The 14146-nt window shown below is 66.1% G+C and carries 14 protein-coding genes and 1 pseudogene; 14 read left to right on the top strand and 1 reads right to left on the bottom strand.

Annotated features, from left to right (window positions below; all coding sequences use genetic code 11):
* Positions 1–95 precede the first annotated feature (95 nt).
* The 14 genes and pseudogenes from ACYQ00_RS19255 (at position 96) to ACYQ00_RS19190 (ending at position 12795) form a co-directional block, all read left to right on the top strand.
* Positions 96–734, top strand: coding sequence for a hypothetical protein (locus tag ACYQ00_RS19255; protein WP_460033684.1), 639 nt, complete (start codon positions 96–98; stop codon positions 732–734).
* Positions 734–1012 carry a TM1266 family iron-only hydrogenase system putative regulator gene (locus tag ACYQ00_RS19250; protein WP_460033683.1) on the top strand — a complete coding sequence of 93 codons (279 nt, stop codon included), beginning with the start codon at positions 734–736 and terminating at the stop codon, positions 1010–1012. Before ACYQ00_RS19255 ends, ACYQ00_RS19250 begins: the two co-directional genes overlap by 1 nt.
* 50 nt (positions 1013–1062) lie before the next feature.
* Positions 1063–2475, top strand: coding sequence for a [FeFe] hydrogenase H-cluster radical SAM maturase HydG (hydG, locus tag ACYQ00_RS19245; RefSeq protein WP_460033682.1), 1413 nt, complete (start codon positions 1063–1065; stop codon positions 2473–2475).
* 23 nt (positions 2476–2498) lie between these two features.
* On the top strand, positions 2499–3917 hold the full coding sequence (locus ACYQ00_RS19240; RefSeq protein WP_460033681.1) for an aspartate ammonia-lyase: 1419 nt from the start codon (positions 2499–2501) through the stop codon (positions 3915–3917).
* Positions 3907–4320, top strand: a pseudogene (locus tag ACYQ00_RS19235) (radical SAM protein); the annotation flags it as partial. The gene ACYQ00_RS19240 and the pseudogene ACYQ00_RS19235, both read left to right, overlap by 11 nt.
* Positions 4321–4360: 40 nt before the next feature.
* Entirely contained in the window at positions 4361–4855 is a 495-nt protein-coding gene (locus tag ACYQ00_RS19230) for a hypothetical protein (RefSeq protein WP_460033913.1), read from the top strand.
* The gene (gene hydF / locus ACYQ00_RS19225) at positions 4777–6060 is read left to right on the top strand and encodes a [FeFe] hydrogenase H-cluster maturation GTPase HydF (RefSeq protein ID WP_460033908.1); all 1284 of its coding nucleotides are present in this window, start codon (positions 4777–4779) and stop codon (positions 6058–6060) included. The genes ACYQ00_RS19230 and hydF overlap by 79 nt, the downstream gene beginning before the upstream one ends.
* Before the next feature lie 53 nt (positions 6061–6113).
* Entirely contained in the window at positions 6114–7391 is a 1278-nt protein-coding gene (locus ACYQ00_RS19220) for a [FeFe] hydrogenase, group A (protein WP_460033680.1), read from the top strand.
* Positions 7392–7403: 12 nt separating this feature from the next.
* Positions 7404–7781: an iron hydrogenase small subunit gene (locus ACYQ00_RS19215; RefSeq protein WP_460033679.1), complete on the top strand. Its 378-nt coding sequence runs from the start codon at positions 7404–7406 to the stop codon at positions 7779–7781.
* 117 nt (positions 7782–7898) lie between these two features.
* Positions 7899–9011 carry a nickel pincer cofactor biosynthesis protein LarC gene (gene larC / locus ACYQ00_RS19210; protein ID WP_460033678.1) on the top strand — a complete coding sequence of 371 codons (1113 nt, stop codon included), beginning with the start codon at positions 7899–7901 and terminating at the stop codon, positions 9009–9011.
* Positions 9012–9182: 171 nt separating this feature from the next.
* Positions 9183–10280 carry an iron ABC transporter substrate-binding protein gene (locus ACYQ00_RS19205; RefSeq protein ID WP_460033677.1) on the top strand — a complete coding sequence of 366 codons (1098 nt, stop codon included), beginning with the start codon at positions 9183–9185 and terminating at the stop codon, positions 10278–10280.
* Between the two features lie 13 nt (positions 10281–10293).
* A complete protein-coding gene (locus ACYQ00_RS19200; protein ID WP_460033676.1) occupies positions 10294–11388 on the top strand; it encodes a FecCD family ABC transporter permease in 1095 nt (364 codons plus the stop codon).
* Positions 11385–12140, top strand: coding sequence for an ABC transporter ATP-binding protein (locus ACYQ00_RS19195; protein WP_460033675.1), 756 nt, complete (start codon positions 11385–11387; stop codon positions 12138–12140). The genes ACYQ00_RS19200 and ACYQ00_RS19195 overlap by 4 nt, the downstream gene beginning before the upstream one ends.
* A 43-nt stretch (positions 12141–12183) precedes the next feature.
* On the top strand, positions 12184–12795 hold the full coding sequence (locus ACYQ00_RS19190; RefSeq protein WP_460033674.1) for an FmdE family protein: 612 nt from the start codon (positions 12184–12186) through the stop codon (positions 12793–12795).
* A gap of 78 nt (positions 12796–12873) precedes the next feature.
* Here ACYQ00_RS19190 and ACYQ00_RS19185 read toward each other — a convergent pair whose 3' ends face one another.
* Positions 12874–14139 (bottom strand): HD domain-containing protein, encoded by a 1266-nt coding sequence (locus ACYQ00_RS19185; RefSeq protein WP_460033673.1) that lies wholly within the window; start codon positions 14137–14139, stop codon positions 12874–12876.
* Between the last annotated feature and the right edge of the window lie 7 nt (positions 14140–14146).

Below are 14146 nucleotides of genomic sequence, written 5' to 3'. Positions count from 1 at the left end.
GCCCTTGCATCTGCGGACATGTTGACACACCCTTGTCACGGGCGTAGGTAGCACTAAAATGAATTTCATAACACTTTAGCGCTACCAAAATAATAATGATAATCAAAAAAGGTGTCTCGCCCGCTCGCCCCCTGATCCTTGAGCTGGGGGACTATTACTTGGGAGACCAGGGCCTTGGCGGGCATTGTGGCGAGGCCCTGAACGCGCATTGGGCCAGCCTGGGGTGTGATGTGGAATATCTGGATCTGGCTGAGGTCCCCGCCCATGCCGCCACGCGGCTGGTGGAGCGCGAGGCCGTGTTCGGCATTGCCAGCCTGCGCCTGGGGCGGGACCCAGGCCGGCTGTGCCTGCTGGACAGAAACACCGCGCGCTACCGCCTGCTGGCCGCCCTGGAGCAGTACCAGGAGCAGCACCAGGGCCACAGCACGGCCCGGGAGCAAGGGCAGGTCAGGCTCGTGCCATCCATCCTTGCCGCCCTGGAGGGTGCCGCCGCCCTGGCTGAACTGGCCACCGGCACCCCGGTGCGCCTGCGGGTGGCCTGCTTCGAACCTGTGCGCGTTGAAGGCTTCGGCCTCTCCCTCCCTGCCAAGGCCGCCGTGCGGCGCATTATGGCCCTGGCCGGACAGTTCCTGGAGTTGGAACCCGCCGCTCCCGCCACACCTATTGTCCCGTGGACCCACCGCACCCGTCTCACCCGCCTGCACCGTCTGCCGCTGCTCGGGGAGGTGGTCTGATGCACACGCGCGAACTGCCTGCCCGCCTGGGCGTGGTCTGCGTGCTGCTGGGCGACCGGGAACAGGCCGGCCGCGTCAATGGCATTATCAGCGATTTCGAACGGCTGATCATCGGCCGTATCGGTGTGCCGTACCGGCAGCGCAAGGTCGGCGTCATCGCCCTGCTTGTGGAGGGCGATACAGACGCCATGGGCGCGTTCACCGGGCGGCTGGGCGCAGTGCCGGGCGTGAAAATCCGCACGGCCCTGTTCAACGAGGCGGACGCGCCGACGGTCTGATCCGCCAGCCCCCGTCCCAGAACCTGCAGACATCAGGAGCGAGGAACCGTATGAAATCGAGCGAAACAGCCAGCTGGTTGGACGAGGCGGAAATCGCCACGGCACTGGAGGGCGCAGCCAACCCCGAGCCGACCCGGGTGCAGGACATCCTGCAGAAAAGTCTGGAGCTCAAGGGACTGGATTTTCATGACGTCGCCGTGCTCAGCCATGTCCAGGACCCTGCACAGCTCCAGGCGCTCTTTGACACTGCCCGGCGGGTCAAGGAAGCCATTTACGGCCGCCGGCTGGTGCTCTTCGCACCGCTGTACATTTCCAACCACTGCGGCAACGAGTGCCTGTACTGCGCCTTCCGCCGCTCCAACACCGCCCTGAACCGCCGCGCCCTGAGCCAGGAGGAAATCCGCCGGGAGACGGAAATCCTGGTGGAACAGGGCCACAAGCGCGTGCTTCTGGTGGCTGGCGAGTCCTATCCAGGCGCGGGGCTGGACTACATCTATGATGCCATTCGGACCATCTACGACGTCAAGAACGGCAGCGGTGGCGAGATCCGGCGCATCAACGTCAACATCGCCCCCCTGACCACGGACCAGTTCCGCACTCTCAAAGAGACCGGCATCGGGACCTATCAGCTTTTCCAGGAGACCTACCACCGCGCCACCTACGCCAGGGTGCACGTGGCCGGCGTCAAGAAGGACTACGACTGGCGCGCCACGGCCATAGACCGGGCCATGGAAGCCGGCATAGATGACGTGGGCCTGGGTGTGCTCTTTGGCCTGGCCGACTGGCGCTTCGATCTGCTGGGGATCATGTCCCACATCCGCCATCTGGAACAGCGCTTCGATGTGGGCTGCCACACCGTGAGCGTGCCGCGCATCGAGCCGGCCTGCGGCTCGGACATGGCCTCAGCTCCGCCACATGCGGTGAGCGATACTGATTTTCTTAAGATCACAGCCATCCTGCGACTGGCCGTGCCGTACACGGGCATCATCATGTCCACCCGGGAGAACGCCGAGACCCGCCGGGCCACCCTGGAACTGGGCGTGTCGCAAATCTCCGCCGGCTCCCGGACCAACCCCGGCGGCTATGCCGAATCCCTGGAGCAGGCCCGCGATGAGGACGCCGCCCAGTTCCAGCTGGGCGACCACCGCTCTTTGGAGGAAGTGGTCAGGGACATCAGCGCCCTGGGCTACATCCCCTCCTTCTGTACGGCCTGCTACCGCCTGGGCCGCACCGGGCACGACTTCATGGACATGGCCAAGCCCGGGCTGATCAAGGAAAAGTGCGGCCCCAACGCGCTCTCCACGTTCCTGGAATATCTGCTGGATTACACCGCCGCAGACACCCGGGACGCCGGTCTCTCGGCCATTGACCTGGAACTGGCGGACATGGATGGCAAGGTCCGCAAACTCTCCGAGCGCATGATCGAGCGCGTCCACGCCGGCAAGCGTGACGTGTTCTGCTGAACAGAAAGGGGGCAGACAGGGGCATGATCCTCCGCACGGAACACGATCTGCTCGGCGCGCGCGAGCTTCCGGCCGATGCGCTGTACGGCATCCATACCCTGCGTGCGGCCGAGAACTTCCCGCTGACCGGCCGGCCCCTGCACCCTGAACTCATCACCGCCCTGGCGCTGGTCAAGCAGGCCTGCGCCAGGGCCAATGCCATGCTTGGCGCCCTTGACCGGCGCATCGCCGCGGCCATCGACGCCGCCTGCGAGGAAGTCATCCAGGGGCAGCACCGGGATGCCTTTCTCGTGGACGCGCTGCAGGGCGGGGCCGGCACCTCGGCCAACATGAACATGAACGAGGTTCTGGCCAATCTGGCCATCGACCGCCTGGGCGGCCGGCGCGGGGACTATCAGCTCGTCCATCCCCTGGACCACCTCAACCTGCACCAGTCCACCAACGACGTCTTTCCCACGGCCGTGCGCGTGGCGGCCATCCGCCTGGGGCGGACCCTGGAAGCGAACATCGCCGCCCTGCAGCAGGCCTTTCAGGATCTGGAACCGCGCTTCGGCCACATCATCCGCCTGGGCCGCACCGAACTCAATGACGCCCTGCCTCTGGCCTGCGCCTCCACTCTGGCCGCCTGGGCCGAGCCCCTGGCCCGGGATCGCTGGCGGGTGTTCAAGTGCGAGGAGCGGCTGCGGGTGGTCAACCTGGGCGGCGGGGCCGTGGGCACGGGCCTGGGCGCGCCGCGGCGGTTCGTCTTTGGTGTGGTGGAAACCTTGCGCGAGGTGACCGGCCTGGGCCTGGCGCGGGCGGAACATCTGGTGGATGCCACCCAGAACCTGGACGCCCTGGTGGAAGCCGGCGGCATCCTCAAGGCCCATGCCGTGAACCTGCTCAAGATTTCCAACGATCTCCGCCTGCTCGCCTCGGGTCCCTGTGGCGGGCTGGGGGAGATCCATCTGCCTGAACGCCAGGCCGGCTCCAGCGCCATGCCCGGCAAGGTCAACCCGGTCATCTGCGAGGCCGTGGGGCAGGCGGCCATGGCCGCCCTGGGACATGAGGCCATGCTGACCCAGGCCGCCGCGGCCGGCCAACTGGAACTGAACGCCTTCACCCCCCTGGCCGCCGACGCCCTTCTGACCATGTACAGCCTCCTGGCCAATGCCGACGTCCTCTTTGCCGCGCACTGCGTGGCCGGGCTGGTTGTGGACGAATCCGCCTGCCAGACGCAGGTGCGGCAGGCCTGGTCCGTGCTGGCGGCCTTTGTGCCGCTCCTGGGCTACGACCGCTGCACCGCCGCCGCCGCGGCCATGCGCGCCACCGGCCGCAGCCTGCAGGCCGTGCTGGTGGAAGACGGCCACGCCGATGCCGCCACCGTGGCCCGGGTGCTGTCCCCGGCCGCGCTGACGGCCCTGGGCGTGCCGGAAGGGCAGGGGAGGCGGCATGGAGCCTGAGGCCATTCTCCGTCTCTTGCGGGAGGAACCCCTGGAGTCGCTCCTGGCCCGGGCCGACGCCGTGCGGCGCGGGGCGGTGGGAGAGGTGGTGCATCTGCGCGGACTCATAGAGTTTTCCAATGTCTGCGTCCGCAACTGCCTCTACTGCGGGCTCAGGCAGGGCAATCGTCAGGCCCGTCGCTATCGGCTCACAGTGGAGCAGGTGGTGGCCGCGGCCCGGCGCGCCGTGGCCGAGGGCGCGGATACCGTGGTGTTGCAGGCCGGCGAGGATCCCGGCTTCCCGGCGGCGGATGTGGCCCGCATGACGGCCATGATCAAGGACCAGACCGGCGCGGCGGTGACGCTCTCCCTGGGCGATCATCCCGCCCGCGTCTACCGCCAGTGGCGGCAGGCCGGGGCGGATCGGTATCTCATCAAACACGAAACCGCGGACCCGGCCCTCTATGCCCGGCTGCACCCTGGGGACACTGGCAGCGGACATCCGGCTTGTCAAAACACTGGGCGTGGAGATGTGCGGGGCCGGGCCGTTCATTCCCCAGGTTCAGACGCCCCTGGCCGGGCACCCTGTTGGCAGTGCGGAACTGACCCTGCGGGTGACCGCGGCCCTGCGGCTTGCCGTACCCGGCCTGCACCTTCCGGCCACCACGGCCCTGGCCACCCTGGACCCCGAGGCCGGCCAGCTGCGCGCCCTGCAGGCCGGGGCCAACGTGCTCATGCCCGGCTACACCCCGGAAGCCCGGCGCAGAGACTATCGCATTTACGATGGCAAACACGCTGTTTCCATGGTCGAGGCCAGGCGGGTCATCGCCCAGGCCGGGCGGCATGTGGCCGCATTGGTTCGCGACACCAGGAGTTCCCCATGCACGAGACCCCCAAGGGCCTGCGGCTGCACCTCGGCCTTTTTGGCCGACGCAACGCTGGCAAGTCCTCGCTCCTGAACGCCCTGGTGGGTCAGGAGGCGGCCATCGTCTCCCCCACGCCGGGCACCACGACGGATCCTGTGGAAAAGACCATGGAGCTCGCGCCCCTGGGGCCGGTGGTCTTCATCGATACCGCGGGCATTGACGAGCCTGCCGAAGCCGGCGAGCTCGGCGCCCTGCGCACCGCCCGGACCATGGCCGCCCTGGAACGCACCGATGTGGCCATCCTGGTCACCGATGGCGTCTGGGGCGAGTTCGAGGAACAGCTGCACCAGTGCTGCACGGCGCGCAAGACGCCCTGCTTCGTGGCCTGCACCAAGGCGGATCTGGCCCGGCCCGCGCCGGAGTTCCTGGACGCGCTGGCCCGGCGGGGGCTGGAGGGTGTGGCCGTCTCCGCCGTGACGGGAGAAGGCCTGCCGGCCTGCAAGACCCTCCTGGCCGCCAAGACGCCCGAGGAGCGCATCGCCACACCGAGGCTGGTGGCGGATCTGCTGCCCGCGGGGCGCGGTGCCGGGCTGGCCGTGCTGGTGGTGCCCATCGACCTGGGCGCGCCCAAGGGCCGGCTGATCCTGCCCCAGGTCCAGGCCATCCGGGACATCCTGGACGCCGACGGCCTGACCATGGTTGTCAAGGAACGCGAGCTGCGCGAGGCTCTCTCCCGCCTGCGCACGCCGCCGGATCTGGTGGTCTGCGATTCGCAGGTGGTCCTCAAGACCGTGGCAGACACCCCGCCAGCCGTCCCGTTGACCACCTTTTCCATCTGCATGGCCCGGCTCAAAGGCGATCTGGATGCCCTGGCCGCCGGGGCCGGGGCCATCTCGCGCCTCAAGCCCGGGGACAGCGTGCTCATTGCCGAGGCCTGCACCCATCACCCCCTGGCCGACGATATCGGACGGGTCAAGATTCCCCGCTGGCTCCGGCAGCATGTGGGCGGGGAACTGACGTTTGACGTGGCCGCCGGGAGGGATTTCCCGGCGGATCTGTCCGCCTACGCCCTCATCGTCCACTGCGGCGGCTGCATGATCAACCGCGCGCTCATGTGCGCCCGGATCAGGCTGGCCCAGGAGGCCGGGGTACCCATCACCAACTACGGCATGGCCATTTCCGTTTCGCAGGGCGTGCTGCACCGGACCCTGCGTCCCTTCCCCGCGGCCATGCTGGCCTACGAAGCGGCCCTTGCCGGCCCGGAACCGCAAAGGAGGTGCCCCGCCTGCACAAGCTGAGCGTGCAAACCGGCGTGTGTGTCCGACCCATCACCTGTTGCCAGGAGAGCGACATGAAAAAGCAGATCGAGATGGAAGGCGTCTTCTACGACGACAGCTTCCCCCACCCGCAAACCGATCCGGACAAGCTGTTTTTCATCCAGATCAACGAAGAAAAATGCATCGGCTGCGACACCTGCCAGGGCTACTGCCCCACGGGCGCCATCTTTGGCGAAACGGGCGACCCGCACCAGATCAAGTACCGCGAGCTGTGCATCAACTGCGGCCAGTGCCTGACCCACTGCCCGGTGAACGCCATTTACGAGGCGCAGTCCTGGGCCACGCAGGTCATGAACACCCTCAAGGAAAAGAAAAAGAAAACCATCGCCATGCCCGCGCCGGCCGTGCGCTACGGCCTGGGCGAGTGCTTCGGTCTGCCCCCCGGCTCCGTGACCACGGGCAAGATGCTCGCCGCACTCAAGAAGCTGGGGTTTGACCACGTTTGGGACAATGAGTTCACCGCCGACGTGACCATCTGGGAAGAGGGCGACGAGTTCGTCAAGCGGCTCACCAAAAAAATCGACGCCCCCCTGCCCCAGTTCACCTCCTGCTGCCCCGGCTGGCACAAGTATGTGGAGAGCTTCTATCCCGAGCTGTTGCCGCATCTCTCCACAGCCAAATCGCCCATCGGCATGCTCGGCGCCCTGACCAAGACCTACGGCGCCGACACCCGCGGCTATAACCGGGCCGATGTCTACTCCGTCTCCATCATGCCCTGCACGGCCAAAAAGTACGAAGGCATGCGCTCGGACCTGTGGTCCTCGGGCTATCAGGACATCGACTGCACCATCGACACCCGCGAACTGGCCTGGATGTTCAAGCAGGCCGGCATTGATCTGAATGCCATGCCCGAGGGCGCGCGCGACGAGCTGATGGGCGAATCCACCGGCGGCGCGACCATCTTTGGCGTGACCGGCGGGGTCATGGAGGCAGCCCTGCGCTTCGCCTACCAGGCCGTAACCGGCAAGAAGCCGGAATCCATGGACTTCAAAGGCGTGCGCGGCATGCAGGGCCTCAAGGAAGCCACCATCAAAATCGGTGACGTGAACCTGCAGGTGGCTGTGGTGCACGGGGCCAAACGCTTCAAGGACGTGTGTGAGCTGGTCAAGGCTGGCAAGGCTCCCTGGCAGTTCATCGAGTTCATGGCCTGCCCCGGCGGCTGTGTGTGCGGCGGCGGCCAGCCCATCATGCCCGGCGTCATCGAAGCCATGCACCGCTCCACCACCAGGTTCATGGCCGACTGCCGGTCCCGGCTCAAGATGATGTCCGACGCCAAGACCCAACGGGCCTAAGGAGGAACCAGCATGAACACCATCGCGTATGTGACTCGTCGCGCCTTCCTGAAAACCGGCTGCATCCTGGGCGGGGCTGCTCTCATCGGCATCCGCATCACAGGCAAGGCCGTGGCTGCCACCAAGCAGGTCAAGGACTACATGCTCGACCGCATCGACTCCGTGTACGGCGCCGATTCCAAGTTCCCCGTGCGCGCCAGCCAGGACAACGCCCAGGTGCAGGCCCTGTACAAGAAATTCCTGCACGAACCGGGCGGGCATGTTTCCCACCAGTACCTGCACATGCACTTCACGGACCGCTCCAAGAACATCGCCAAACTCAAGACTGAAGGCGTGTTCCCCAACCCCCGGGCCAAGGAATTTGAAGGCAACACCTATCCGTACGAATAGCCCGCTCTCCTGCTAGCGACCGCGCGCCTGCGGCAAGGGATTTGGCTCCTGACCCTAGGGCGACGCATCCGATCCAGGTAATTCCACACTATTTTTCTTTGCTCTCCGGAGGGCCGCATGCCGGTGCATCTGCATCTTGACCCCGTGGGCGGCGCAAGCGGCGATATGATCCTCGCCGCGTTCTGTGCCCTGGGGCTGGACCTTTCGCCACTTGAAGCCGCCCTCCAGTCCATCGGTCTGCCCGTGCGGCTGCGGCCGACAGCCAAAATGGTGGATGACGTGCTGGGCACGCAGCTGTGCATGGACCTGCCCGGCGGCCAACCCCTGCGCCACCTGCGTGACATGCGGGCCATTGTGGAGACACTGGCCGAGACGGGATGCGTGAGCGAGGCCGTCAAGACCCGGACCATGGCCGCCCTGCGTGCCCTGGGCGAGGCCGAGGCCGCAGTGCACGGCATCGCCCTGGAGGAAGTCCATTTTCATGAAGTCGGCGCGTTGGATACGGTCATCGATGTGCTCGGCGCGTTTTGGGGGCTGGAGCAGCTGAGCGTCGCCGGCGTCACCTGCTCGCCACTGCCCTGGTTCCGGGGTGTGGTGGTCTGCGACCATGGCCCGCTGCCCCTGCCCGCGCCGGCCACCCTGCAGTTCATGCTGCAGACGCCGGTCCTGCCCACGGCGGCCATGCAGGAACTGGTCACCCCCACCGGGGCGGTGCTGCTCCAGGCGCTCACCACGCGTTTCACCACCGGCCCCGTGGGCTGCGTCCTGGCCCATGGCGTGGCCTATGGCACGTACTACGTGCGCGGTGTTTGTAACGGCCTGCGCGCCTATTTGTATGATCCAACACCTGATCCGGCCGCCTGCAAGGCCGATCCGGCCGTGCTCCATGCCATGAACAATTGGTTCGTGCCGTCTTTACAGTATCCACCTATGCTCTATGCTTATGACAACCAGGAGGCTGTCATGAAAGGCGATCACGAACACCGGCACGAGCACGTCCACGAACACACGCATCAGCACGAACACGAGCACGAGCACCCCGGCATCGGCAGACATTCGCACCCGCATGCGCACACCCATGCCCATGGGCACGTGCACGAGCACAAACACCCGCATGAGCATCACGGGCAGGACCATACCCACGAGCACACGCACGAGGGAGAACACGGCCCGCATGAGCACGAGCATGCCGACCATGCCGCCGAGCCGCATGACGACCACACCCACTGACCTCACCCTCTGAGGGGCACGCAGCAGCTCGCGTTTCCCGGCCGCCCGCAGCACGAGGCGGCCGGGGTGACGGAGTTCCGTATCCACCCCAAACACCTTGACCTGACGCGGGGATTTCTTTACCCAGATCGTGTTATTGTTGCAAATGACATAGCACGAAGAGGTCCTCGCATGCCGATTCTTCACCGCCTTGTTCTGGCCCTGCTTCCCCTGCTGCTCCTGTTGCCGCAGTCCGCCGCCGCCCGGACCATTACCGACGCCCTGGGCCGCCAGCACACCCTGCCTGACAAGATCGAGCATGTGCTCTGTTCCGGCTCCGGCTGCCTGCGGCTCCTGACCTATCTGCAGGCCCAGGATCGCATCGTCGGCGTGGATGACATCGAGGGCAAGCGCCGCGAGTTCGATGCCCGGCCCTATGCCCTGGCCAATCCGCAGTTCAAGACCCTGCCCGTGTTTGGCGAGTTCCGTGGCTTTGACCGGCCGGAACAGATTCTGAGCCTCCCGACCCAGCCGCAGCTCATCTTCAAAATCCACAATCCCAGCCAGGGCACCGACCCGGTGGAGCTGCAGGACAAGACCGGCATTCCCGTGGTGGTGATTGACTATGGCGACCTGAACGAAGGCCGGCCGCGGCTCTATGCCACCCTGCGCCTGATGGGCGAGGTCCTCGGCGTGCAGGCCCGGGCCGAGGCGGTGGTCAACTATTTCGACACCCAGATTACCGAACTTGAGCGGCGGACCAAGGACATCCCCGAAGCAAGGCGGCCCGGCGTCTTCATCGGCGGCGTGGCCTCGCGCGGGGCCCAGGGCTTCCAGTCCACGGAACCGGGCTACCCGCCCTTTGCCTTTGTCCATGCCCGCAATCTGGCGGCCGGTGGGCACGCCGGCGAGGTGGTCCGCGTGGCCAAGGAGCAGATTGTGGCCTGGAATCCCGAAGTGCTCTTCCTCGATCTGGCCACCCTCCAGCTGGGCGACGCCGCCGGCGGGCTCCACGAACTGAAGACCGATCCGGCCTATCAGACCCTGGACGCCGTGGCCAAGGGGCGCGTCTACGGCGTGTTGCCCTACAACTGGTACAGCACCAACTACGGCTCGCTCCTGGCCAATGCCTGGTACATCGGCAAGGTCCTGTATCCGGAACGGTTCACGGACATCGAACCTGCCGTGGCGGCCGACGGTATCTATCAATTCCTGTTCGGCAAACCAGTCTTCCAGCCAATGACCTCCCTCTTCGGCGGTCTGGCCTTCTCGGCTGTGCCCCTCAGATAATCCGGGAGCCGGAATGCATTTTGCCGATGGCGTTGTCCCCGAAAGTTACCGACGCCATGTGGGGCGGCGGGTGCTGGCCCTGCTGGGCATGGCCCTGGTGCTGTGCGGCCTGCTGGCCGGGAGCATTGCCGTGGGCGCGGCCAATCTGACCATCCTGGACGTGCTGCGCAGCCTGCTGGGGCTGGAGGTTTCGCGTCAGGCCCAGGTCATCGTCTGGAACATCCGCCTGCCTCAGGCCCTGGCCTGCCTGGCTGCGGGCATGGGGCTGGCCGGGGCCGGGGTGGTGATGCAGTCCGTATTGCGCAACCCGCTGGGCTCGCCTTTCACCCTGGGCATCTCACACGCCGCGGCCTTTGGCGCGGCGCTGGCGGTGATGCTCCTGGGTGGGGGGATCATGACCTCCCGGGGCGCCGTGGCCGTGTCCAGCCCCTGGCTGACCACGGGCTGCGCCTTTCTGGCCAGCCTGACCGCGGCGGCCATCATCCTGGCCATCTCCCGACGGCGGGGCGCGGCCTCGGATACGCCGCAAACCATGGTCCTGGCCGGGGTGGCTCTGGGCTCGCTCTGCACCGCCGGGACCATGCTGCTGCAGTTTTTCGCCTCAGACGTGCAGCTGGCGGCCATGGTGTTCTGGACCTTTGGCGACGCGGCCCGGGCCTCCTGGCGCGAGTGTGGCATCCTTGGCGCGGTCACCGTGGCCTCCTTGGTTTATTTCTGGTGGAATGCCTGGAATTACAACGCCATCGACGCCGGCGACGAGACAGCTGCCAGCCTGGGCGTGCGCGTGGGCCGGGTACGCATGGCCGGGATGCTCGTCGCCTCCCTGGTCACGGCCACGCTCATTGCCTTCCTGGGTATCATCGGGTTTGTGGGGCTGGTGGCGCCGCATCTGGTTCGCCTGCTCCTGGGGGCGGACCACCGCTTCCTGCTGCCCGGCGCGGCCCTGGCCGGCGCGCTGCTGCTCCTGGCCTCGGACACCGTGGCCCGCGTCATCCTGGCCCCGCACGTGCTGCCCGTGTCCGTGGTCACGGCCTTTCTGGGTGCGCCGGTCTTCTTGCTGCTGATTTTGCAAGGCCCCCGCCTTGCCCGCAAAGGAGGAAGGGGATGATCCTCGACATTCAGGCCCTGCAGTTCCGCTACCATGGCCAGCCCGTGCTGCACGACGTCTGCTGCCACGTCCGCGCCGGGGAGCTGCTGGCCATCCTTGGGCCCAACGGCGCCGGCAAGACCACCCTGCTCAAGTGCATCAACGCCATCCACACCCCGGCCGACGGAACCATCCTGGTGGAGGGGCGGGATGTACTCCGGCTTTCAGCTGCCGAGATTGCCAAGCGCATCGGCTACGTGCCCCAGCGGGCCGAGGCCGCCCGGCTGACGGTATTCGACGCCGTGCTCCTGGGCCGCATGCCGCATTTCCGCTGGCAGGCCCGGGAGGAGGATCTGCGCATGGTGGATTCCGCCCTCAAACGCCTGGACCTCGCGCCCCTGGCCCTGCGGTACCTGGATACCCTGAGCGGCGGGGAGCTGCAGAAAGTCTGCGTGGCCCGCGCCCTGGTCCAGGAACCGCGCCTGCTGCTCCTGGACGAGCCCACCAGCGCCCTGGACCTGCGCAACCAGCTGGAAATCATGCGCCTTATTCGCCGGGTGGTGGACGAACACCAGGTGGCCGCGGTGATGACCATGCATGACCTGAACACCGCCCTGCGCTTTGCCCACACCGTCGTCTTTCTCAAACACGGGCGCGTGCACGCCTGCGTGCCGGCCGAAGAGGTGGTGCCGGAAACCATCGAGGCGGTGTACGGCGTTCCCGTCACCGTCCATCGCCTGGGCGGTGTGCCCGTGGTCACTCCCGCTGCATGAGCGGCGGACATTTTTTGCTGGATCGTCTTACCTAGGAGCCGTCATGTCCTGCGCAATCCCTGTCGAAACCATCGAACGCATCATCGAATTCCACGGCCACAGCTGCCCTGGCCTGACCATTGGCATCCGGGCGGCGGAATACGCCCTGCAGCACTTCCACAATCCTCCCGGTGGGGAGATGGTCTGCATCGCCGAGACGGACATGTGCGGCGTGGACGCCATCCAGTTCCTCACCGGCTGCACCGAGGGCAAAGGGAACCTGATCCACAAGGATTACGGCAAGATGGCCTTCTCGTTCTATCACCGCCCGGAACGCGAGGGCATCCGCCTGCTGCTCCGGCCGGACTGCCGCGCGGATCTGGATGCCGAACTGGCCCCGCTGCAGCAGGCGATAGTCCAGGGCACGGCCACTCCGGCCGAATTGGCCCGGGCCGGCGCACTGCGGGCGGCCCTGCAGGAACGCTTCATGACCCTGGCCTTGCCGGAGATGTTCGAGCTGCAGCCCCTGCAGGCCCGGCCACCACGGCCGGCGCAGATACTGCAAAGTCTGACCTGCGAAAACTGCGGCGAGCGGACCATGGAATCCCGCACCCGGCGCTTTGGCGGCAGGACGCTGTGCATCCCCTGCTTTGAACAGGTCGAGCAGAAAAGTTGAGGAAGAACTCCTGAACCGAGGTTCAAGGAGCGCCGTGTTTCGCATGGCGTTCCTTGAACATTCCATCAGCATACCGTGTTAATCAAAATCCGCCAGCAGGGCGCCGATGTGCAGATCCTGGCCCAGGGTCAGGTTCTGGTAGCCGCTGCGCATGCGCCAGAGGCCTTCCTGCAACTGGTCTGAGGAGATGCCGTTGCGCAGGGCGGTGTAGGCTTCGATGTAGGCGGCCAGGGTGTCGCAGACCTTGAGGAGCTGGCCGTCCTTGGCGTCGTGGTGGTCTTCGTTGCACAGCTGGAAGAGTTCAACTTCGGAGACGGCGCGGCGCTGACCGGTTTCGGGGTCCAGAGCCGAGGGGACGAACTCGCCGCCAACCTCCAGGCCCAGGTGGAAGCGCAACCCCTCCACCAGCTCGCCAAGGCCGGCCTTGCCCAGGGGCTGCAGCACGCGGCGCTGCAGCTCCTGCTTTTCGTATTGTTCAATCAGTTCAGCAATGTGGCGGACGGATTTCTTGACCGGAGAGATGATATCCCGGGTCAGGAGTTCGGGCAGATCGTGAAACAGGCCGGAAAAGAAGTTGTTCACTCGCCGGGCCCGGCAGGCTCCCACGGCCATGGACATGCAGTAGCCGTAGCAGGCCACGATATACATGTGGCCGAGAACGGAGGTTTCGGGCACGCGCGGGGTTTGGGACCAGCGCTTCTGGAACCGCAACTGGCCGCACAAATGCAGAAACTTGCCCAGGGGCGAGGTGTGCCCGGCCAGGAGCTGATCCACGCCGCGGATGTCCGTGAGCGCGCCCAGGCCGTCCTGAAACGAGGCGTCGATCTCCTGGATTTCGTCGTCCAGGGGCGAGAGTCCCTTGATAAGATTGAATTCCCAGTAGCTGGCATACAGGTGGGCGGCGTTCAGGATACGTCGGGCCGGGTCGCTCTGGGCCGGCTCGGCATCTTCATGCTGCAGCAGATAGATCTGCAGCCGCTGCCAGAAATCCTGCCCCAGGGGCACCACCCGCGGCTCCAGCTGTTCCAGAACCCATTCCGTAAGCTTGCGGTAATGCTCTGGATTTGCCTTCATCTGATAGAAGATGGGCGGCTTGATGTCCGTGATGACCAGGCGGTAGAAATAGTCGAAAAGCCCGCCCTCGACGATGCGCTCGCCCAGGTCCAGGGCCTCTTCGCGGGGCAGATCTGCGGCGGCCATGCGGTACAGCGCCCAGGCCGCAATCATCTTGTGGGCCTGCTTGTCCACCTCCAGCAGCTCCATGGGGCGCAGCTTGTCGTTCCAGCGCTTCATGAACGCGCCGGCAAAGATGAACTGCAACAGGCTCTTGCGAATGGATGGCATGGAGGGG

The sequence above is a fragment of the Megalodesulfovibrio paquesii genome (assembly GCF_054653055.1).
This window is presented reverse-complemented; position numbering and strand designations above follow the sequence as displayed.

Bases quoted from the DNA above. Each gene is read 5' to 3' on its own strand.
- ACYQ00_RS19200 (WP_460033676.1), top strand. From the start codon at position 10,294: ATGCATTTTGCCGATGGCGTTGTCCCCGAAAGTTACCGACGCCATGTG.
- ACYQ00_RS19255 (WP_460033684.1), top strand. From the start codon at position 96: ATGATAATCAAAAAAGGTGTCTCGCCCGCTCGCCCCCTGATCCTTGAG.
- ACYQ00_RS19220 (WP_460033680.1), top strand. From the start codon at position 6,114: ATGAAAAAGCAGATCGAGATGGAAGGCGTCTTCTACGACGACAGCTTC.
- ACYQ00_RS19215 (WP_460033679.1), top strand. From the start codon at position 7,404: ATGAACACCATCGCGTATGTGACTCGTCGCGCCTTCCTGAAAACCGGC.
- hydF (WP_460033908.1), top strand. From the start codon at position 4,777: ATGCACGAGACCCCCAAGGGCCTGCGGCTGCACCTCGGCCTTTTTGGC.
- ACYQ00_RS19250 (WP_460033683.1), top strand. From the start codon at position 734: ATGCACACGCGCGAACTGCCTGCCCGCCTGGGCGTGGTCTGCGTGCTG.
- larC (WP_460033678.1), top strand. From the start codon at position 7,899: ATGCCGGTGCATCTGCATCTTGACCCCGTGGGCGGCGCAAGCGGCGAT.
- ACYQ00_RS19190 (WP_460033674.1), top strand. From the start codon at position 12,184: ATGTCCTGCGCAATCCCTGTCGAAACCATCGAACGCATCATCGAATTC.
- ACYQ00_RS19195 (WP_460033675.1), top strand. From the start codon at position 11,385: ATGATCCTCGACATTCAGGCCCTGCAGTTCCGCTACCATGGCCAGCCC.
- ACYQ00_RS19205 (WP_460033677.1), top strand. From the start codon at position 9,183: ATGCCGATTCTTCACCGCCTTGTTCTGGCCCTGCTTCCCCTGCTGCTC.
- ACYQ00_RS19185 (WP_460033673.1), bottom strand. From the start codon at position 14,139: ATGCCATCCATTCGCAAGAGCCTGTTGCAGTTCATCTTTGCCGGCGCG.
- hydG (WP_460033682.1), top strand. From the start codon at position 1,063: ATGAAATCGAGCGAAACAGCCAGCTGGTTGGACGAGGCGGAAATCGCC.
- ACYQ00_RS19230 (WP_460033913.1), top strand. From the start codon at position 4,361: ATGCCCGGCTGCACCCTGGGGACACTGGCAGCGGACATCCGGCTTGTC.
- ACYQ00_RS19240 (WP_460033681.1), top strand. From the start codon at position 2,499: ATGATCCTCCGCACGGAACACGATCTGCTCGGCGCGCGCGAGCTTCCG.